General features: G+C 74.4%; 16 protein-coding genes. 8 read left to right on the forward strand and 8 right to left on the reverse strand.

Annotated features, from left to right (window positions below; genetic code table 11):
- Positions 1-17: 17 nt before the first annotated feature.
- From BLU95_RS39345 to BLU95_RS39370, 6 genes are all read right to left on the reverse strand, one after another.
- Positions 18-1,622 (reverse strand): class I tRNA ligase family protein, encoded by a 1,605-nt coding sequence (locus tag BLU95_RS39345; protein WP_093864242.1) that lies wholly within the window; start codon positions 1,620-1,622, stop codon positions 18-20.
- A gap of 105 nt (positions 1,623-1,727) precedes the next feature.
- On the reverse strand, positions 1,728-2,879 hold the full coding sequence (locus tag BLU95_RS39350) for an FAD-dependent oxidoreductase (RefSeq protein ID WP_093864243.1): 1,152 nt from the start codon (positions 2,877-2,879) through the stop codon (positions 1,728-1,730).
- On the reverse strand, positions 2,876-3,694 hold the full coding sequence (locus tag BLU95_RS39355) for a class I SAM-dependent methyltransferase (RefSeq protein WP_093864244.1): 819 nt from the start codon (positions 3,692-3,694) through the stop codon (positions 2,876-2,878). Before BLU95_RS39355 ends, BLU95_RS39350 begins: the two co-directional genes overlap by 4 nt.
- Positions 3,691-5,028, reverse strand: coding sequence for an ATP-grasp domain-containing protein (locus BLU95_RS39360; protein WP_159425215.1), 1,338 nt, complete (start codon positions 5,026-5,028; stop codon positions 3,691-3,693). Before BLU95_RS39360 ends, BLU95_RS39355 begins: the two co-directional genes overlap by 4 nt.
- Complete coding sequence (locus tag BLU95_RS39365) at positions 5,025-5,366, reverse strand: cupin domain-containing protein (RefSeq protein WP_093864246.1); 342 nt, start codon at positions 5,364-5,366, stop codon at positions 5,025-5,027. Before BLU95_RS39365 ends, BLU95_RS39360 begins: the two co-directional genes overlap by 4 nt.
- Positions 5,359-6,705: a lysine N(6)-hydroxylase/L-ornithine N(5)-oxygenase family protein gene (locus tag BLU95_RS39370; protein ID WP_093864247.1), complete on the reverse strand. Its 1,347-nt coding sequence runs from the start codon at positions 6,703-6,705 to the stop codon at positions 5,359-5,361. The genes BLU95_RS39365 and BLU95_RS39370 overlap by 8 nt, the downstream gene beginning before the upstream one ends.
- 497 nt (positions 6,706-7,202) lie before the next feature.
- On the opposite strand from BLU95_RS39370, the gene BLU95_RS39375 reads away from it, so the two are divergent.
- The 7 genes from BLU95_RS39375 to BLU95_RS39405 all read left to right on the forward strand — a co-directional run bounded on the left by BLU95_RS39375 (position 7,203) and on the right by BLU95_RS39405 (position 14,011).
- On the forward strand, positions 7,203-7,400 hold the full coding sequence (locus BLU95_RS39375) for a hypothetical protein (protein ID WP_093864248.1): 198 nt from the start codon (positions 7,203-7,205) through the stop codon (positions 7,398-7,400).
- 159 nt (positions 7,401-7,559) lie between these two features.
- On the forward strand, positions 7,560-9,470 hold the full coding sequence (locus BLU95_RS39380; RefSeq protein ID WP_231978125.1) for a sigma factor-like helix-turn-helix DNA-binding protein: 1,911 nt from the start codon (positions 7,560-7,562) through the stop codon (positions 9,468-9,470).
- A gap of 345 nt (positions 9,471-9,815) precedes the next feature.
- Positions 9,816-10,604 (forward strand): class I SAM-dependent methyltransferase, encoded by a 789-nt coding sequence (locus tag BLU95_RS39385; protein WP_093864250.1) that lies wholly within the window; start codon positions 9,816-9,818, stop codon positions 10,602-10,604.
- The gene (locus tag BLU95_RS39390; RefSeq protein ID WP_093864251.1) at positions 10,601-11,788 is read left to right on the forward strand and encodes a GNAT family N-acetyltransferase; all 1,188 of its coding nucleotides are present in this window, start codon (positions 10,601-10,603) and stop codon (positions 11,786-11,788) included. The genes BLU95_RS39385 and BLU95_RS39390 overlap by 4 nt, the downstream gene beginning before the upstream one ends.
- 89 nt (positions 11,789-11,877) lie before the next feature.
- Positions 11,878-12,237 carry a hypothetical protein gene (locus BLU95_RS39395; protein WP_093864252.1) on the forward strand — a complete coding sequence of 120 codons (360 nt, stop codon included), beginning with the start codon at positions 11,878-11,880 and terminating at the stop codon, positions 12,235-12,237.
- A 5-nt stretch (positions 12,238-12,242) separates the two neighbouring features.
- On the forward strand, positions 12,243-12,779 hold the full coding sequence (locus tag BLU95_RS39400; protein ID WP_197698678.1) for a pyridoxamine 5'-phosphate oxidase family protein: 537 nt from the start codon (positions 12,243-12,245) through the stop codon (positions 12,777-12,779).
- Positions 12,780-12,928: 149 nt separating this feature from the next.
- Entirely contained in the window at positions 12,929-14,011 is a 1,083-nt protein-coding gene (locus BLU95_RS39405) for a helix-turn-helix domain-containing protein (protein WP_093864253.1), read from the forward strand.
- A gap of 70 nt (positions 14,012-14,081) precedes the next feature.
- Here BLU95_RS39405 and BLU95_RS39410 read toward each other — a convergent pair whose 3' ends face one another.
- Together BLU95_RS39410 and BLU95_RS39415 are read right to left on the reverse strand one after the other, a co-directional pair.
- Entirely contained in the window at positions 14,082-14,588 is a 507-nt protein-coding gene (locus BLU95_RS39410) for a hypothetical protein (RefSeq protein ID WP_159425216.1), read from the reverse strand.
- A gap of 176 nt (positions 14,589-14,764) precedes the next feature.
- Positions 14,765-16,231 (reverse strand): hypothetical protein, encoded by a 1,467-nt coding sequence (locus BLU95_RS39415; protein WP_093864255.1) that lies wholly within the window; start codon positions 16,229-16,231, stop codon positions 14,765-14,767.
- A 686-nt stretch (positions 16,232-16,917) separates the two neighbouring features.
- On the opposite strand from BLU95_RS39415, the gene BLU95_RS45395 reads away from it, so the two are divergent.
- Positions 16,918-19,110, forward strand: a complete 2,193-nt coding sequence (locus BLU95_RS45395; protein WP_093864256.1) for a CLIPPER-2 domain-containing protein — start codon at positions 16,918-16,920, stop codon at positions 19,108-19,110.
- Positions 19,111-19,413: the final 303 nt, after the last annotated feature.

Below are 19,413 nucleotides of genomic sequence, written 5' to 3' on the forward strand. Positions count from 1 at the left end.
GGCGGGACAGGGAGCGGTCAGGCGGTGCGGCGGGTCAGCGCCCGGACCTCGGCCGCGTCGACGGGAGCGAAGCGGGGCAGCGAACCGGGGGCGGGGTCGGGGAGGTGGAGCGTGTCCGAGGACAGCAGCCGGCCGGCCGCCGCGAGTGACGGTGTGTCGGGCAGCCGCAGTCGCTCCTGGACCAGGCCGGCCCAGCGGGGCATGAGGGGGGCGGCGAGGGCCGCCAGGACGGCGAGGACGCGGGTGGCGCCCGTCGCCTCGACGGCGTCGGGGGCCAGGGCCAGCCAGTCGTCCACCGCGGCGGCGGCCTGGGCGAGGTCACCGGTGCGCAGCGCCTCGCGGTGCCGGGCCGCGGTGTCCTCGAAGAGGCGATGGACGGAGGCCGGGGCGCTCGCGGCGCGGGTGTGCGGGGCCGGGGTGCCGGCCTCGCACGCGTCGAGCAGTCGTGAGAGCCGTCCGGCCAGGGTCTGCGTGATGTCGTCGGCGAAGACCTCCGGGGAGAAGTCGGTGGGCTTCTCCCCGGGGCTGAGCCGGGCGAGGTGGAAGCGGAGCGCGTCGGTGTCCAGCCCGGCCGCCACGTAGTCCAGCACCCGGACGACGTGGTTGCGGCTGGTGGAGAACTTCTGCCCGTCGAGGGTCATGAACCGGTTGAAGCGGTACTCGTCCGGGGCGCACGGCAGCCCGGTGGCTTCCTGGACGGCGAGTTGCATCAGCAGGGGGAGCGCTCCGTCCATGCCGAAGCACAGGGTGAAGCGCGGCCGGTGCGGCCCGCCCGCGAGCAGGGGGTTGTCGGGCAGACCGTGCGCCCGGGCGTGCTCCCGGCCGGCCAGCAGGAACATCGCGGTGGTGCCGAGGGCGTAGGTCGAGTGGACCTGCCGGGGGGCCAGGGGAGCGGGGGTGGTCCAGGGGACGCCCCAGCCGAGCGGGTGCGACAGCCGCCAGCGGGGTCCGTTGAGTTCGAGGTAGCCGCGAACGAGGTCCAGGTAGTCGCCGGGGACGCGCCGTTCGCGTGCCATGGCGAGGAGGGCCGCTGGGTCCAGGCGCAGGAACGCCGAGGCGGTGTCGGTCGCGGTGACGCGCTCGCGCGGGTGGCGGGGGCGGGGTTCGCGCACGTCGGTGGGCTGGAACCACATGCCGCACGCCTCGCAGGTGTATCCGGCCACCTCCTCCCCGCATGCGGGACAGCGTCCGGCGAGCCAGCAGGCGACGAGTTCCTCACCCGTGCCGGCGTCGGACAGCAGGCGTTCGCGGTGGACCTCGATCCGGCCGCGTTCGGCGAGGCGTTCGGCGAGGGTGTGGTGCCAGCCGCGGTGGTCCGCCTCCGCCGTTTCGTCGTGGACGTCGAGGAGGACGTCGGGCCGGCAGTGGGTCGCGGTCAGTGCCGCCTCGATGCGGGCGTGGTAGTCGCGGGCGGTGGCCTCGGGGGTGCGGCCCTCCCGGCGGGCGGCGTCCAGGACGTAGGACTCCCGGCCGTCGGTGGCCGAGACGGTGGTGACGCGGTGGCCCTCCGCACGCAGGTGGCGGGCGAGCGCGTCGGCGGCCAGGAAGGGGCCGCCGAGGTGTCCGAGGTGGAGTTCACCGTTGGGGGTGGGCAGGGCGGCCAGAATCAGGTGATCGGTCATGCGCGGTCCGTACGTCGGTCGGGCGGAAGGGACGGAGGTGCGGGCGGAGGGGGAGGAGGCGGGGGCGGGGCTCCGCGTCGTTCACGGTGTCGTTCACGGCGTCGTTCACGGGGCGAGGAGTTCGAGCACCCGGTCCGCGATGCCCCAGCACAGGCGGGCACCGGCGCCGGACGCGGCCGAGGCCCGTGCGACGCCCGGGGCCGGGAGGTCGGTGAGCGGCGTGCGGTCGGGGGTGTAGCCGTCGACGCCCGCCCGTCCCGCATGCGCCGCCGCCAGCAGCCCCGGCAGCCGGCGGCCCAGGACGGCGAGCCCCTCGTCGAGGGTGTGCGGGCCGAAGGTGTCGGGGCCGCCGTCGGCCGTGACGTCCCACTGCTCGCTGCGGAAGCTCACCCACGCTCCACCCGCTGCGGGGGCGCGCCCGGAAGCCCCGCCGCTACCGCCGGGGGCGGGCAGGAGGAACAGGTCGTCGTCGGGGAAGCAGACCATCGGCGCGCCGGCGGGCAGCTCCCGGTCGATGCGCAGCGCCGCCATCCGCTTGGTGCGCCACGGGGTCTGCTCGCCCCGGTCGGTCCGCGTCCCGGACCCGATCGTCGGACTGGGCCACGGGCCGGTCGCCAGTGCGGACCTGCGCGCGGTGACGCTCGATCCGTCGGACAGCAGCAGCCGTTGCGGGCCGGGACGCGCGGTGTCGATCCGTGTCACGCGGGCGCCGGCGCCGGTGCGCAGGTGGCCGCCCGCGTCGACGACCGCGCCGATCAGGGCGGCGGCCGCGGCGGCGGTGTCGACGACCGCGATGCCGCCGTGGACGGTCGCGAGGCCGTCGCCGGGTCGCAGGAGCAGTTCGCCGCAGGCGTCCCGGGCGGCCCGCACCGTCCCGGGGGAGGCGGGTCCCATGGTGGCCCCCACCGTGCATCGGGCGAGCCGTTCCAGGGTGGGGGCGCCGGCGACCACGAGGACGGGCACGCGGCGCAGGTGCGGGCGGACGAGCGCGTGCAGGCGCGGGTCGTGGAACCTGGCCGTGCCGCGCTCCAGCAGGGCCCGCTGGCCCGGTGTGGCGGCCCAGGGGGCGAGCACGCCAAGCGAGCGCTCGGTGGCGGTGTTCCTCGCCCCCTGGTCGAGCACGAGGATGCGGCTGCCGGGGCGGTCGGTGAGTGCGCCGAAGGCGATGGCCGCGCCGACGATCCCCGCGCCGACGACCGCCAGGTCCGCCGCCTCGCCGCTCGCGCGGGCGGGTGCTGCGGGCCCGGGGGGTGTCATGGCTGTCCGCCGAGCCTCGCCACGATCTCCGTACGCCGCATCCGGCCCGCCCGGTGCTCGTCCCGCAGCACCTGCACCTCGGCCAGGTACCGTTCGCCGGGTGCGTCGCCCAGCTGAGCGCGCAGCGCGGGCAGTCGGCGGGCGAGCGCCGCGTACAGGCGCTCCACGCACTGGGCGTCCGGTTCGGTGAGGTCCCGCACCTCGATCTCGAAGCCGGCTGCGAGCAGTGCCGTCTCCCAGTTCGGGTGCGGTGCGAACAGCCCTTCCTGCAAGGTCAGTTCGACGTCGTACGGGGTCTGGGGGCGCAGGATGCGGCTGATCACGACGACCACCGCGGGCCGCTCGCCGCGCAGCAGGGTCCGCCAGTTCCCGACGGTGGTGGCGGGGTCGGACCAGTACCCGGAGCCGATCGCGAGCACGGCGTCGAAGGAGCCGGGCGGAAGGGCCGGGTCTCCCATGTCGCCGACGGCGTAGCTGACGCGGGCGGCCTCCGGGCGGCCCGCCAGGCGGGTGCGTGCGACGCGTACCGCGGCCGGGCTGGCGTCCAGGCCCACCGCCGTGCAGCCGGTGCGGGCGGAGAGCGCGGCGGTGAGGCCGCCGGTACCGCAGCCGGCGTCCAGGACCCGTGTGTGCGGGTTCCAGCCGAGGCGGGCGGCCAGGTCTTCCAGGTAGCGCGGGGTGGCGCCGCTGAACTGGCCCGCGAACTGGTCGCCGAGGGTTTCGGCGTAGGCCTCGTCGATGGCGGGGACCTCCTGGTACGAGTCCCATTCCTCGGCGATCCGCGCCACGGTGGCGGCGGGCGGTGTGCTGGTCATCGGGGGTCCTTGTGGTCGGGGGCGTCCGCGGTGCGGACGGCGTCGTGCGGGGCGGTGTCGTGCGGGGCGGCGTCGTACCGGGCCGCTTCGTCCCCGTCCGCCCGCCGGGGGGCGGTGTGCACTTTCAGGCCCGCGAGCAGCGCCTCGACGCCGTCCGCCGCGGCCCGGGCGCTGTCGGCGCCCAGGCAGACGGTTCCGGCCCGGTCGGCGGAGGACCGCGGGGGAGCGACGACGTTCCCGGGCGTCACCGCCAGCTCGGCGTGGATGAGCCGCTGGTCGGCCGAGAGCGCGTCCCAGCCCTCCACGGCGGTGACGAGACCCGGCTCGGGCAGGACGAAGCGGACGGCCGCGCCGCGTGCCGGGCGGGTGGGCAGCGTGACCGGGAGTCCGAGCAGGTCGTCGTGGAGGCCGCCGAGGAGCTCGAACCCGGGGTGGGACCACTCGACCATCGCGTGGAGCCAGTCCCCGCCCGGCCGCACGTGCACCTCGCCGAGGACCGGGCCCTCGGCGGTGAGCCAGCATTCGACGTGGAAGATCCCGTACCTCAGCCCGAGGGCCTCCAGGGCCTGGGTGGCCTCGAGGGCGATGTCCCGGTGGCGTCCGTCGGGGAGTTCGACGGGTGTGACGTGTCCGGCCTCGACGAAGGTGCCGGGGGCGAGGATCTTGCGGGTGACGGCCAGCGCGTGGGGGATGCCACCGGTGAAGAGGCCCTCCACGCTGTACTCGGGGCCGGTCACGAACTCCTCGACGAGCACCGGGCCGGGGCCCGCGCCGGCCCGCGCCCGCTCGAAGGCCCGGGCCGCCCCGTCCGGCGCGTCCACCCGTACGACGCCCTCGCTGCCCGCCGCGTCGCGCGGCTTGACCACCACGGGGCCGCCGTGGCGGGTGAGGAAGTCCGCGACGTCCTGCGGGGTCGAGCACAGGGCGGTGGCGGGCTGGCGGAAGCCGAGATCGCGCAGCGCGCGCCGGCACAGGTCCTTGGTGCGTACGGTGCGGACGAGTTCGGGCCGGTTGCCGGACAGCCGGAGTGCGGCGGCCACCTCCGCGACCGCGACGACGGAGTACTCGCGGAAGCCCGTCACCGCGTCCACCGGGTGGTGCGCCCGTCGGGCCAGCGCCCACCGCACGCAGGCCATGGGGTCGGTGTGGTCGAGGACGTGGGTCTCGTCCGCGAGCGCGGCGTACTCGGGGGCGGCGGCGAGGGCGGCGGCGGTGTCGGTGACGACGACGCGGCTGCCGCGGGCCTTGAACTGCGTCAGCGCGCGCAGGCTCAGGTCGCGGCCGTGCCCGGCGTCGGCGGGTGCGGCCCCGCCCAGGACCAGGACGGTGTTCACGCCGACCACCACACGGAGAAGACGGTCAGCGCGGTGGTTCCGGTGTTGCGCACGCGGTGCGGGCGCCGTCCGGCGAAGTGGAAGCAGTCGCCGGTGGCCACCGGACGGGTGGCTCCGCCGTACTCCACGTGTCCCTGGCCGGCCGCGACGAACCAGGTCTCCAGCACGTCGTGGACGTCGGGGTCGGTCACGGCGCCGGGCGGCAGGACGAACACCGAGGAGGAGAACGGGGCCGGGATGCCGGTCAGATCGTGCTCGCGCAGCACGATACCGTCCGGCCCGGGGACCGGCGCGAGGCAGCCCACGGGGCCGCCGGGGTGGGCGGGTACGTCAGACACGGGCGGTCCTCTCCTGGGGGCTGGTGGTGTGCGGGGCCGGCGCGGGGGACCAGGTGACGGTGCTGCTGTCCCGGTCCGTGCGGTAGAGGGCGCGCCCGGCGACGGCGTTCGCGATCACGGCGTTGCGCCAGGCCATCAGGCTGAGGTTGGCGTCGGCCACGCCGTGGGTGTGGCCGGCGGCGCCCTGGACGAAGATCCGGCAGCCGGGCGGGCCGTCGAGCTGGACGGAGTAGTCCGCCCGGACGCGGAAGGCGCCGTCCTCGTCGAGCGGGATCAGCTCGCGCAGGGGCTCCAGGTAGGCGGGGGTGTGGTTGCGGTACCCGGTCGCCAGGACGACGACGTCCACGTGTTCGCGGTGGACGCTGTCGGTGTCGATGTCCCGGGTGACGACGTCGATCGGTGCGTCGTCGGCCCCGCCGTCGACGGCGAGCAGCTCCTGCCCCGGGCTCAGGCGGTAGGCGCACTGTCCGGGCCGCAGGGCGTCGAGGCGGTAGAGCTGCGCGTGGATCGCGTCGAGGAGGTCCGCCGACACGCCGTCGCTCGTCAGGCGCTGCGTGCGCAGCAGGTCGGCGCGGCGTTTCGCGGAAAGGCGCGTGAAGTGCCGTACGTAGCCGGGGAAGTACCACTCGTTGCTGAAGGCGGAGTCGTCCAGCGGCAGGAAGCCGTCGCGCCGGGTCGACCACACGAGGAAGGAGGGCAGCACGTCCTTGTCGCCGAGGAGCCAGTGCACGATCTCGGCGCCGGACTGGCCTCCGCCGATGACGGCCACACGCTTGCCGAGGGTCTCGGGGCGCCGGTGCATGATCTCGGCGGCGTGCAGGACGCGTGCCCCGCGGGCGGTGACGCAGCGCGGCACGTGCGGTCGGCGGCCGCTGCCGAGGACGAGGTTGCGGGTCCTCGTGACGGTGCCGGTGGCGTCGTGGACGCTGAACCCGTTCTCCTCGGCGCGGACTTCGGTGATCTCGGTGCCGAAGGTGAGCTGGGGCATCAGGTCGGCGGCCCAGCGGTAGTACTGCTCGAACTCCTCGCGCGGTGTTCCGCTCCGCGAGGCGATCAAGTGCCGGTAGAGGCGGCCCTGTTCGGCGAGGAAGTTGAGGAAGGAGAAGCGGGAGGTCGGATCGACGAGGGTGACCAGGTCCTTCAGCGGCGGCACCTGGAGGGCCGCCGCCGGGAGCATCGCCCCGTCGTGCCAGGCGAAGCGGCTCCTTCGTTCGAAGAACCTTGCGGTGAGGGCGGGTTGGGGATCGAGGAGGGCGGACAGCCCCAGATTGGCGGGCCCGATGCCGATGCCGACGAGGTCGGGCCCGGCCGCGCGGCCGTCCTTCATTGTTCCGGTCATGACAGCCGCTACCCCCGCGACCGTTTCGTGATCGTGCGCATACTTGCCGGTTCCCCCTGGTGACTACGGTTTCCGGGCCGCGATCGTCCGTGTGCAACTCGCGGCGTGGGGACAGTCAACAGAGATCGACCACGCCGCCGCCCCCGCCGAACCGGAGCACTTCGCGCTCGTCTTCAGGCACAACGGCGCATTGACGACTGCCGGACGTCGCGCCCGCCCGTGGCTCCGTGCTTACGGCCAGGATCGGCTCCGGGCAGGGCGAGTTGTCGTCCCGTCAGGCCGCCCCGGTGCGCCCCCGAAGTCCTCCGGGAGGGCGGCCCCGGGTCCGCAGGTCCGGCAAGGCACGGGGAGCACGAAGCGGCAGCGCCGTTCCCGATCTCCTCCTCCGACCTCCCCCGGAACGCGCCGCCGTCCCGGTCGAAGGCGCCCGTCGGGGTGCGGTACGGGCGGGGGAGGACCAGGATGGAGGTTCGAGCGAGTTGTCCAGGAGGTGTGCGATGGATGGAGACCCGGGATCCGGTCCGGAGCAGGGGACCCAGCGGTCGGTCCAGCTGTTCACGGGGTCGGAGCGGCCGTTCGACGCGGAGGACCTGGTGATGGCCAGTGGCCGTGAGCCGACTCCCGAGCGCCTGGAGCGGGCGCGGCTGCTGATCGAGAAGGAGGGCGCGCGGGCCCTGGAGCGCTACCTCCCCTGAAAGCGCTGCCTCCCCCGAATTCGGGGAGCGGTCGGGCGGGCGCCCCGGGCAGGCGCCGGCCCGGACCGGTGCCGACCCCCCCCGGACGGCGCAACCATCACATGATCGACTCGTTGGACCGTCCGCCACGACAGCACCGACGAATCCGGGGAGGGCCCGTTGGCAGGACGGACGATGGACCTGGCGGCGCCCGCCCGGGGGGCCGCCGCCCGCCCGCTGCTCCAGGCCGAGGCGGCCCTGGTGCGCCACTACCGCAGGCTGGTCCGGCTCGCGTACCTCGTGCTGCCCGCCGACCGGGACCGGCACAGCCGCGTCATCGCCGCCCACGCGGCCGCCCAGCGTGCCCTGCCCTCCCGCTGGACGCGCCGGGCCGACCCGGCTCCGGCCGACGAGGACCCCGTGTACGCCGCACTGCGCCTGCGGGTGCTGCGCGACGTGCTGCGCCCCCGCCCCGCCCGCCGGCCGCTGGCGCCCCGGGTCTGGGGCCTGCGGCTGTTCACCCCGCACGGTGGTGAGCAGGACACCGCGCTGGAGCAGGCGCTCGCGGCGCTCGACGCGCCGGCCCGGGCCGCGTTCGCGCTCCGCGCCCTGGAGGACCTCTCCGTCGCGGAGGCCGCCGAGGTCCTGCGGCACGCCGGGGTCGGGCAGGTCCAACGGGCGCTCGACGCGGCGGCCGGTGCCGGTGCGGGGACGGCGCCGGACCTGTCGGTCTTCGACCTGTCCGCCGTCGACCTGTCCGCCTTCGACCCGTGCGCCGTCCGGGTCCAGCCCGCCGACCTGCTGCGTCGCCGCCGGGCGCTGACCGCCGGGTTGTTGGCCGGTGCGCTGGGCCTGACCGCCGCGGCCGTCGCGCTCGTCGGCACCGGCCCGACCGCGACGACCTCCTCCTCCACCACCACCAGGCCGGCGCCTCCACCACCCGTCGACGCCGGGGCCGTTCCGGCGGGACTGGTCCGGGCGCCCGCGGACCTCTGGCAGCACACGGCGCGGGTCGACTTCACCGCCTGGCCGGCCCGCGGCGACCGCACCGACGACGCCGCGCTGCTCGGCCGCGCGCTGACCGCCTGGGAGCGCCCCGGCCCGCGGACCCGCGCCGAACCGGGCACCGACACCGCGCCGCCGCTCGCCGCGCCCCGGCTGCTCTACGCCGGCACGGTGGACGGCGCCGCCGTGGTCCTGCTGTACGACGGGCAGCGGCTGGCCCGCTACACCGACGGGCCCGGCGGCGGCCTCGACCTCGCGCGCGCCGACGACTCGGACGTGACGACGGCCGGAGCGGTGGTGCTGCACCGTCAGGGCGACTCCGTGCGCTACCTGCTGGCCCCCTGGGTGGAGACCGCCGAGACCCGCCGGATCGACCGGCCCGACACCGCCGCCCGCCCCCTCGAGCATCCCGGGGGCCTCACCCCGGCGGCACCGGGCGGCGCGCCGACGGACTGCCGGGGAGCCACCGTGCTCCAGCTCCGCTCCTCCTCCCTCATCGCGGAGAAGCACGCCTTCCTGCTGGCCGACCTCGGTGGGCTCGTCCCGGCCCACCTCACCTACACGCCGCCCCCGGACCGGAGCCAGCCGGCGCGCGCGCCGCGCGAGGCGACCGGCCCGGACGCGCTGCAGGCCTGGGCCCGGGCGGGCTGCGCGGCCCCGGACGGCACGCCCGGTGTCAAGCAGCTCAACCTGTGGGCGTTCGCGGTGCAGCCGCTGCCGCAGAACGCGGGCTCGGCGTCCTGGGTCTGCCTGCGCGCCGACCGCTGGACGGGCGAGGGCAGCGCCGCCACCGCCGTCCTGCTGCCCGCCGCCCCGGGGCCGCAGCGTACCGGCGGCGGTCCGGGCCGGTCGTGCAGCCGGTTCGAGCAGGACACCATGGGCTGGACCTGGTGGCGTTCCCCGCAGGGCACCGAGTTCCTGTTGGCGGCGGGCAGCCGGCGGGTCGCCCGGCTCACCGCCAAGGGCCCGGACTGGTCGGTCGACCGGCCGGTACCGGACCACACCCTGGCCGTGGAACGCCCGGCCCGGGGCAGCGTCCAGGTGGGGGGCGTACTGGACGGCGGAACCCGGATCAGCCCGCAGTAGGGGGACGGCGGGGACGGCGGGGACACGGCAGTGCCGGTGTGGCGGGCGTGCCGGGATCGACCTCGTGGGAAATTACAAGCCTATTGTATGAATTGGAAATATCCGGGTCGCGGGTCTGGCCATATCCGGCTGCCCGGGAATAACCTCTAGCGCGAGAGTCGCAGTCGTCCGGCGGTGACGGATCGAGCCCCGCCCACGGACTCTCCTCCGCAGATCGTTCCCATGCCCGTCACTTCGTGGCGGCCCCCATGCGCGCGGAACGGACCAGGTCAGGGAGACCCTGCCCCTCGGCCCTGCCGCGGCATGCCCGACCGACAGCACGGACCAAGAATCAAATGAGGCGACATGAGCAGTCAATTCGACGGCCTGGCGCAGATGTACGAGGACATGTTCGCCCTGCCGTGGCGGAAGGACCTGGAATCCCACAGCGTACTGGCGGCCCTGGGCCGCGTCCGAGGTGAACGCGTTCTGGACATCGGGTGCGGTACCGGCCTCTATTCGCGCCTGCTGAAGGCGCAGGGGGCGGACCTGGTGATGGGTCAGGACGTCTCGGAAGGCATGCTCTCCTACGCGAGAGCACAGGAACCCGCGGACCGGCGGGGTATCGAGTACGTCCGCACCCTGCCGTCCGCCCTCGAGGGGACCTTCGACGCCGCGCTCGGCGTCTACGTCCTGCCCTACGCCGAACAGTACGCGGAACTGGTGGAGTTGTGCGGCCTGGCGGCGCGGGCGCTGAAGCCCGGCGGCCGGTTCGTCACCCTGCCGGTCAACCCCGACTACGACGGCGGGCGCGAGTACTACCGGCGTTACGGGCTTCGACTGTTCGACGCCGAGCCGCGGTTCGACGCCTCGAAGGTGACCCTGGAGCTGGAGTTCGGTCCCTACCAGGAGACGATCACGGCCCGGTACTGGAGCCGGCGGGCGCTCGAGCGCGCGCTGACCGAGGTGGGCTTCACCGACATCGGCTGGCCCCCGTTCCGGGTCTCGGACCAGGGGATGCGCGAGCACGGCGCGAGCTTCTGGGAGCCGTACCTGCGCTCGCCGCACGCTTCGCTGATCACGTGCGTCAAGGGCCCGTCCACCCCCGGTACGGCCGCCCGCGACACGTCCGTTCCTCGCCCGTCCACCCCGTGAACGCGCTCCGCACGTCGACCGCGGGGGCGATCGCCACCCGGGTCCTCCCCGATGCCCACGGCATCGACGCCGCCGCCTGGGAGCGCCTGGTCGGGGCCGACAACTTCTACGGCAGCCACCGTTGGGTGCGTTCCACCCACCTGGCCTCCGGCGCGGATCCGGTCGTCACGGCCTCCGTCTCCGGCGACCTGCTCGGCGTGCTGCCGACCTGGCCCGGCGAGGGCGGCGAGGACGCGATGTTCTCCCTGTCCGGCATCCTGCCCGGCAGTCTGCCGGGTACGGTCGCCGGCCGCGGCGAGCACCTCTGGCTCGGCACCCGGCGCGCGGTCTGCAACGAACTGGTGTGCGTCCGCGGACCGCAGCGGCGCCCTGTCCTGAGGGCACTCCTCAACCGCGCGCTGGACCTCGCCGCCGACCGGGGCGCCGACGGAGTCGTGATGCCCTACCTCGCCGGCGCCGACGCCCTGGAGCTGGCGGCCGCCCACCCGCGCGCCCGCGCCCTGCTGCACTCGGCCGACACGTACCTGCCCGTACCGCCCGGCGGCGCCGGCGAGCTGACGGCCCGCGCCGACCAGCACAGCCGCACCCGGCGCAGGAGCGAGATGCGCGCCTTCCAGCGCACCGGAACGGTCATCAAGACCGTCCGGCCGACCGAGGACATCGTCGCCCGCATCGCGTACCTGATTGCCCAGAACCGTGCCCGGCACGGCGGTTCCGGAGGGCCGCAGGTGGTGCTCGACGCCCTGAACGCCCAGCGCGCCACCGGTCTGCTCGACGACGCCGTGGCGTTCCTGGGCCTGCGCGGGACCGAGCTGGTGGCCGCCACCGTTTGCTACGAGCACGGGGACCGGCTGTACGCCCGCTACTTCGGCTACGACTACGCGCGGACCGCGCCCACGAACGAGTACTTCCTGCTGACCTACCACGCACCGCTCGACTACGCCGCGGAGTGCGGCTTCCGGCGCTACCGGACGGCGATCTCCGCGTGGGACGTCAAGGTGCGCCGCGGTGCCCGCCTCACCCCGCTCGCCGCCGTGGTCCTCCCGGTGCACGGTGCCGTCTGCACTCCCGCCCGTCAGCGCGAGCACAACATCGCCGCCGCCGGTCGCTGGCGGGAGCTGGCCCGGACCCACCCCCTGGCCATGGGGCCGGAGTGGGCCTGCTGGGACTCACCGCTGCCCTGAACCGGGAACCCTGAACCGGGAACCCTGAACCGGGAATCCCGACCCGACAATCCCGACCCGAGGATCCCGATCGAGGGAAGGAAACGACCATGCTCCACCTCCACTACCGGCTCGAGCTGACGGAGGCCGCCGAGGCGGACCCGGCCGGGTTCTGGGCCTGGGCCGCCGAACGCGAGAAGTGGTTCTACGAAGGACTCGACACCGTGCTGGCCACCCGCTGGTACGTGCGGACCGTCGGCACCCATGTGCACGCCCTCGAACACCTCGTCACCTTCGCCGACGAGGCCGCCTGGGGCACCTACCGCCGACAGGTCTCCGCCCGCGGCCGCGACCGCGCCTGGGAGCAGCGCCGCACCGAGCAGAGCCACTGGTGGCGGCTCGCCGAGGCCGCCCTGCTCAACGACCCGCCGGTGGCGATGGGCAGCGGCCCCACCCCGCCGAGTCGGTGACCGCCGTGAGCACCGTGACCACCGGTTCCGAGTACGCCGACCACGTCGCCCGCAGCACGCACCTGCTGGACCACGGACGCTTCACCACCCTCGCCACCGTCGGCGAGGACGGTCCCTGGGCCTCCACCGTGAACTTCGTCGCCCTCCGCGACCCGCTCCGTCTCCTCTACTACTCCCTCCACCGGTCCCGCCACTCCCGCAACATCGACGCGCGGCCCGACATCGCCGGCTCGGTCCACCTGCTCGGCACCCCCGGATTCGGACTGGACGGCGCCCAGTTCACCGGCCGCTGCGAGGCGGTGCCGGCCGCCGAGGTCCCGTGGCACCGACAGGTGTACTACGAGCTGAACCATCCCGACCCGGAGGTCCGCGCGGCCTGGCTCCTCCCGGAGCCGGAGTTCACCGGTGACGGGCCGCGCCGCTTCTACGTGGTGCACGTGCGCCGGTGGTGGCTTCTGGACATCGACCGCTGGCTGGCCGACAAGCACGACACCCGCGTCGAGGTCGACCTCGCCCGACTCGCCACCGCGGCCCGCCCGTGACCACGCCGCGTCACCGGCGCCCACGAGCGGACCGTGGGCACCGTCGAGGTCCCGGGGCGCGGCGCGACCCTGACGGACAGTCGTAAGGGGGGCGGACGGGAGTAGACTCCCCTCGCTCGACACGCGTACGAACCATCGAGGGGTTGGGCATGACCTCTTTCGGGCGGACCCTGCGGCTGCTGCGCCGCCGCGCGGGCATCTCCCAGCCGGCCCTGGCGGCGACGGTGTTCGTGTCCCAGCCGACGATCAGCCGCTTCGAGTCGGGTGCCCGGACGCCGGATCCGGCACTGGCCCGCCTGCTCGACGAGGCGGTCGGCGCCGGTGGCGCACTGGCGGGTCTGCTCCCGGCCGACGAGGACCGGGCGGAGTTCCAGGCCCGCAGGCCGGGGCTGGTGGACCGGCAGACGGTCCTCGACATGGAGTCGGGCCTCCTGCGGCTGCGGGTGCTGGAGGACGCGACCTCCTCGGCGGGCGTCATGCCCATGGTCGCCGCGCGGGCCGAGATGTCCCTCCGGACGGCCGACGACGCGCCGTACGCCCTGCGGGCCGCGGCGATCGGGGTGGCCGCCATGGGCGTCACCTACCTCGGCTGGTGCCACGTCCTGGCCGGGCGCTACGAAGCGGCGGCGCAGTTGCTCGACCGGGCGGTGGCCTGCGCCTACGAGTCGCAGGATCCCGAGCGCCTGGAGCGCACCATGAGCTACCGGGGCGTCCTGGAGCTGGTGTGGGGGAACCCTGCCGCCGCGGCCTGCATGTTCGCCGCGTCCCGTCACGACACCCGCACCCACCCGGTGCTGCGGGCCTACGACACCGGACAGCACGCGCGGGCACTCGCCCACGCGGGGGAGGCCAGGGCGGCCGACCGGCTGCTGCTGGAGGCCGACCGGCTGGCCGAGGGCGTCGACCACGCCGACGTGCCGGAGGGCGCCTACTGGTACACCCCGGGATGGCTGGCCCTCCAGCGGGGCGTCGCGATGCTCGCCCAGGGCCGCCCGGCCCGGGCGCGGCACGAGATCGAACAGGGTTACGCCGCCATGCCGGTGGAGCATCAGCAGGCGCACTGGGCACGGCAGTGGATCGAGGCGGTCAGCGTCGACGGGGCACCGTCCGATCTGGTGCTGCCCCGGCACCGGCGCGGCAAGGACGGCGTGGGCGGTGCGTCCGGCGCGTCCGGGCGCGGGACGGAGGCTCGGACCGGCGGGCGGACCGGCGGGCGGACCGGCGCTTCCTGACCGCGGAAGCGACCGGTCGGCCCGCCCGGCACCCGGCACCCGGTGCCCGGTGCCCGGTCGGTGCCGGGACCTACCGGCGCCAGTACGGGGGCCTGGCGCCGTAGACGGGGCCGGTCGTGGCGCCGTCGCGGACGAGGACGACGAACTGCTGCGCCCAGGGCTGCGCCGCGCAGGCGGCCTGCAGCGCCGCGAAGGAACGGTCGTCCAGGTGGCGCGAGTTGACGCACACGCCGGCCGCCTGGCGGGTCTTTCTCTGGATTCCGTCGATGACGCTCTGGGCGCTCTGCCGTTCCGGAGTGTAGACGTCGAGGGTGCCCAACTGCTCGGCGTCCGGGTCCCGCGCCCATTTCGACGCGAGCACCGGGATGCCGTCGGGGCCCGCGGGGCCGATGTCGTGGGCGGCGATGTTCTTGTAGACGACGATGTCCGAGGTGGCGCCCCCGCTCCCGCCGCTCGGCCGCCGCAGGACGACGAAGCGTCGCTCGGCCGTGTCGGGGATGTCGGGCGCGACGGCCAGGGCCGCGGCCCTCTCGTCGGCGTTCGGTGCGGCGTCGTGGGTCATGACTGTCATCGCCATGGTGGTGTCTCCGTTTCGTCGGGGTGGGGGTCGGCGGAAGCCGGTGCTGGGGGGGCCGGTGGGGGTCGGATCGGAGTCGGGAGGGAGGGGCCGGACAGGCCGGCCGCGGGCCGTTGTCGGCGGCGCCGGGCCGGGCCTGTCCGTCGCACGGGTCGCGTCGTGCCCGGGCGGTCCGGTTACGCGCCCCGGACCGTCGAGGCGTCCACGTAGGCGACGTGGACACTCCAGTTGGTACCGCGGTCGTACTTGCCTTCGACGTACACGGCGGCCACGGTGTCGAGCAGGACGGTGTCGACCTCCTTGGCCCAGAACCCGTCGGAGCCGTCGGTCCAGTGGGCGACGACCTCCCACCCGATCACCACGTACGCGCCGCGGGAGTCGAAGGTGAAGGTGTGGCTCCGGTGACCGACCCCGGAGCCCTGGTGGTAGCTGTCGTCCCAGGTGTGCACGGTCAGGCCGAGGTCCGCCGGGGCGCTCTGGTAGCCGTAGTTCCACGTGCCGAGGCCGTTGCCGGCGTTCTGGTGACGGTCCTTGCCGGGCTCGGTGGCGGCCGCCTCCCGGACGTCCAGGAAGAAGTCCAGGACCTTGGCGTCCGTGAGGTACTGGCGTCGCTCGGTCTCGTCGGTGGCCAGCTCGCCCTGGTGGGAGGTGATGCCCGACTCCAGCCGGTGGTACCGGTCCTTGAGGAGCGGCGCCGGAGCCGACAGGTAGCGGGAACTGACGTCCCAGTACAGCGCGTACAGCTGCCGGAGTTCGTCGAACACGTCCGGGGGCACGTCGACCGTCAGCGGGTAGTCGGGGTCGATGTAGCTGTAGTGCCGCAGCAGCGCCTCGATGTAGTGCTCGTCGCTGGTGTTGTTCTTGAACCCGTCCAGGGCCGCCACGATCTGGCTCGGGTCCAGCGCACCGCTCGGCGGCGCCCAGCCCGGTGTGTACCCCTCGGCGAAGACCGCGCAGGTGGTGGTGACGTGATGGTCGGCGGCGGCCTTCGAGAACGTGATCGCCCCGCTGCTCTCGAACACCTTGTCCATGGACGCACCGATGGCATTCTTGAAGGCCGTCATGTCCTCCTCGGACTCGGCCTCGCAGACGTAGGTCGCCACGAAGCGTGCGCCACGGCGTCCGCCGGCGACGAAGTAGTCGCCGTACTGCTCGCGGAAGCGGTCCCGGTCGTGGATCCGCTGCTCGGCGTCCTCGGTGAGCCGGTAGCCCCCGGCGGGCGCGGCGTCGTAGTCGTCGAGCTGCATCTCGTACTCCGCGACCAGGGTCGTGGACTTCGCGGAGTACTTGACGGTCGCCAGGTATTCCGTGGAGCCGGTGACGGTGACGCCCTGGATGTTGTACTTGCCGCGCGCGGACGTGTCGACCTGCTTCTCGAGGGTGCTGTCGTCCGTGACGAGCCGGAACGACGAATTGCTGCTCCGGCTCGTGGGCTTGTCCACGGTGTAGGGCTCGACGGCGGTGTTCTTGGTCTTTCCGGTGACGGCGTCGATACCGTCGCCGCGGCCCATCAGGTAGTCCGCCTCCCACGGGATTCCGGCGATCGAGGCGTCGAGCGTCGTGCCGCCGCCTTCCCGGACGTCACGGTCGCCGGCTCCGCTCCTTTCGGCCGACTCGTCCACGGTCTTGGTCCCGCTGCTCATGGGGTACCGCCTTTCGATTTCGCGATGATTCGGCCAGGAAACATGGCGGGGTTCCATCGACTGGAATTCCGACGGGAATGCGGGGCTCCGCCGGAATTTCCGGGGTTCCGTTTCCGTGCTCTCCCGGCCGCTGATTTCACTGTAGGCACGGGCTTCGGAAACGGCGGCCCGGGAGGGGCGGAATACTATTCCGTTTTCCATTCCCCGAAGAGGGCGGGGAATCGGGCCCGTGGGATTCCGGGTGCCGGTCGGGCGCGGGACGGGGTGCGGCCGGAGCGGTGGCCGTGTGTGGTTCCGCCCGTCCGTGTCTCGGTCCGACCGCGGTTCCGCCCCTCCGTGGTGCCGCCCGTCCGTGCTTCCGCTCGACCGCGGTGGTGCCCGACCGGATGCGTGGTCCCGGGGGAGCGGCGATCCGCGGCAACCCGCTGGCTCGAACCGTCACTCCGTGTTTTGATCCGATCACCTTCGGTCACATGATGTGATCGCGTCCGTGCTCGGTTCGAAAGGAGCGAGGATGCTCCTCCTGACGCGGCCCCAGGTCAGCGCGCCTGCGGACCCGTTCCGGTCGGCCGCGCCCGCACCTCGACGACAGGGACGAGCCGCAGCCCCGCCACCTCGAGGAGGCCCCCGGCCCCGCCCCGCCGGCACGGACCCCGTCCCCGCCCGAGAGAAAGTGATCCGTTCCCATGGTCCAGAACAGCCGTCCGTCCCCGCGGCGCCCGCTCGTCGTCGCCACCGTCGGCCTCGTGCTGGCGGTCAGCGGTCCGACGCCCGTCCTCGCCCAGGGTGTCCCCGGCCCGGCTCACCCGGTGTCGGCCGCGGAGCCCCGGGCGGTGCGGGCGGACTGCCCGCCCGTGCCGTTGTGGGCGAACACCGGGGGAGCGACCAGGACCCTCATCGAGTACGACTCCACCGGCGCCGTCCTCTTCACCGCGCCGCTCGCCCGCGACTACGGCGACATCGCGTTCAGCCCCGACGGCTCCAAGCTCTACGGCGCCAGCTTCCCCGACGAACCGTCGCTCTACACGATCGACCCGGCGACCGGTGCCGAGACCGCGACCGTGGCGGTGACCGGCCCGCTCGCGACCGTGACGGCCGTCAACGGGCTGACCGCCGCGGCGAACGGCATGCTGATCGTCGGGGCGTTCACCACCGGCCAGATCTTCCTGCTCGACCCGGCCACCGGTGTCAGCACCCTGGCCCCCTACGCGTTCCCCGCAGGGGTCGTCTCGGCGGGCGACTTCCTCACCCTCGCCGACGGCGACATCCTCGCCTTCGGCAACCCGGCCGGCGCCGTGTTCGGTGACCCCTCGCCGGTGTTCCGGATCCACCCGGACAACACCGTCACCCAGATCGGCACCGCCCCGCAGACCTTCGGCGCCGCGCAGTCGGGCGGCAGCGTCTACGCGTTCGCCTCCGACGGGACGATCAACCGGCTCAACAGCGTCCCGACCGCCGCCTCGACGGACCCGCTGCCGGTGACGGCCGTCGTCGCCACCGGTGCCGGCTTCTACGGAGCCACCGCCCCCCAGGACTCCGGTACCTGCGCCACACCCACGTACACCGTCGCCAAGGGTGCCTCCCCCTCGGGCCCGGTCGACGAGGGCGGCACGATCACGTACACGGTGAACGTCACCAACACCGGCACCGTCCCCGCGAACGCCGACTTCACCGACGACCTGGGCGCCGTCCTGGACGACGCCACCCTGGTGCCCGGCTCCGTCACCGCGACCACCGGCAGCGCCTCCGTGACCGGCAGCACCCTCACCTACACCGGCGTCCTCAGCCCCGGCGGCACCGCGACCGTCACCTACCGGGTCACGGTGAACACCCCGGACACCGGCGACCGGGCGCTGACGAACAGCGCGACCCCCACCGGCCAGGGCGGCACCTGCGCCACCGCGGGCGGCTGCACCACCACCGTCCCGGTCAACGCCCCGACCCGCGGCGTCACCGTCGTGAAGTCCGCCGGCGAGCCGGCCTTCACCGGGCCCGGGCAGGTCCTGCACTACAGCTACGTGGTGACGAACACCGGCTCCCAGCCGCTGACGAACGTCGCCGTCACCGACCAGGGGCCCGGCACACCGACCGTGACCTGTCCCGTCACGGTCCTCGCCGCGGGCGCCTCGACCACCTGCACCGCCACCTACACCACCACCGACGCCGACGTGGCCGACCGGAAGGTCGTCAACACCGCGACCGCCACCGGCACCGCGCCGGGTGGTGGCACGGTGACCGGCCCGAGCAACCCGGTCACCGTGCCCTACGCCGGTCTGAAGGTCGAGAAGCGGGCGCAGGAAACCGCGTTCTCCGCCGCCGGACAGACGATCCACTACACCTTCACGGTCACCAACACCGGCGCCGCGCCCGTCACGAACCTGCACGTCGACGACATCGGCCCCGGCACACCGCAGGTGACGTGTCCCGTAGCGGTCCTCGCTGCGGGCGCCTCCACCACCTGCACCGCCGAGTACACCACCACGACCGACGACCTCAGGGCGGGCCGGATCACCGACCGGGCGACCGTCACCGGCAGCGGCCCCGGTGGCACCCCCGTGACCGCCACCAGCAACACCGTGACCGTCCCCTCGTGCCGGCCCTGCGAGGACCACGACCACGGCCACGGTCACGACGACTGCGACGACGACCACCCGGGCGGCGGCCACGGACACCACCCCGGACACCCCGGGTACGGCGACGCCGCGTGGACGCCCGGTGACGGCGGCGACCAGGCCTCCGTCCAGCCGGCCGAGCACACGAACGGTCGCGTGAGCGCCGACGGCCTGCCCGCCACCCTCGCTGCCACGGGCGCCGACACCACCCCCGCCGCCGCCCTCGCGGGGGCCTCCTGTTCCCCCTGGGGTTCGGCACCCTGCTGACCCTCCGCGGCAGGGCCCGCAGGGCGGGGGGCAAGTAGCAGTCCGAGGCGTCCGGGCGGGATGCGCCGGGGCGGTCCGGGGCCCCGGTCCCGGACCGCCCCGCGCGGCCCGGGCCGCCGCTCCCCCCCGGTCGGCCGGCATCCGCCCGCCGCCGGACACCCGGTGCCGAGGCGCCCGGCCGACCGGTCCGGGGGAGTGGGGGCAGCCCGGGACCGGACCGACGGGCGCGCCGGTCCGGGTGCCGTGGCGGCGGGCCATTGGCGTGGAAGGGGTGGGAGGAGGCAGGGTGTCACCATGTCCGAA

Source organism: Streptomyces sp. TLI_053, from assembly GCF_900105395.1.
Lineage (GTDB): Bacteria > Actinomycetota > Actinomycetes > Streptomycetales > Streptomycetaceae > Kitasatospora.

What these genes read in the sequence shown, in the direction of transcription:
- BLU95_RS39345 (WP_093864242.1), bottom strand. Translation starts at nt 1,622, where the DNA reads ATGACCGATCACCTGATTCTGGCCGCCCTGCCCACCCCCAACGGTGAA.
- BLU95_RS39350 (WP_093864243.1), bottom strand. Translation starts at nt 2,879, where the DNA reads ATGACACCCCCCGGGCCCGCAGCACCCGCCCGCGCGAGCGGCGAGGCG.
- BLU95_RS39355 (WP_093864244.1), bottom strand. Translation starts at nt 3,694, where the DNA reads ATGACCAGCACACCGCCCGCCGCCACCGTGGCGCGGATCGCCGAGGAA.
- BLU95_RS39370 (WP_093864247.1), bottom strand. Translation starts at nt 6,705, where the DNA reads ATGACCGGAACAATGAAGGACGGCCGCGCGGCCGGGCCCGACCTCGTC.
- BLU95_RS39375 (WP_093864248.1), top strand. Translation starts at nt 7,203, where the DNA reads ATGGATGGAGACCCGGGATCCGGTCCGGAGCAGGGGACCCAGCGGTCG.
- BLU95_RS39385 (WP_093864250.1), top strand. Translation starts at nt 9,816, where the DNA reads ATGAGCAGTCAATTCGACGGCCTGGCGCAGATGTACGAGGACATGTTC.
- BLU95_RS39395 (WP_093864252.1), top strand. Translation starts at nt 11,878, where the DNA reads ATGCTCCACCTCCACTACCGGCTCGAGCTGACGGAGGCCGCCGAGGCG.
- BLU95_RS39405 (WP_093864253.1), top strand. Translation starts at nt 12,929, where the DNA reads ATGACCTCTTTCGGGCGGACCCTGCGGCTGCTGCGCCGCCGCGCGGGC.
- BLU95_RS39410 (WP_159425216.1), bottom strand. Translation starts at nt 14,588, where the DNA reads ATGGCGATGACAGTCATGACCCACGACGCCGCACCGAACGCCGACGAG.
- BLU95_RS39415 (WP_093864255.1), bottom strand. Translation starts at nt 16,231, where the DNA reads ATGAGCAGCGGGACCAAGACCGTGGACGAGTCGGCCGAAAGGAGCGGA.
- BLU95_RS45395 (WP_093864256.1), top strand. Translation starts at nt 16,918, where the DNA reads ATGGTCCAGAACAGCCGTCCGTCCCCGCGGCGCCCGCTCGTCGTCGCC.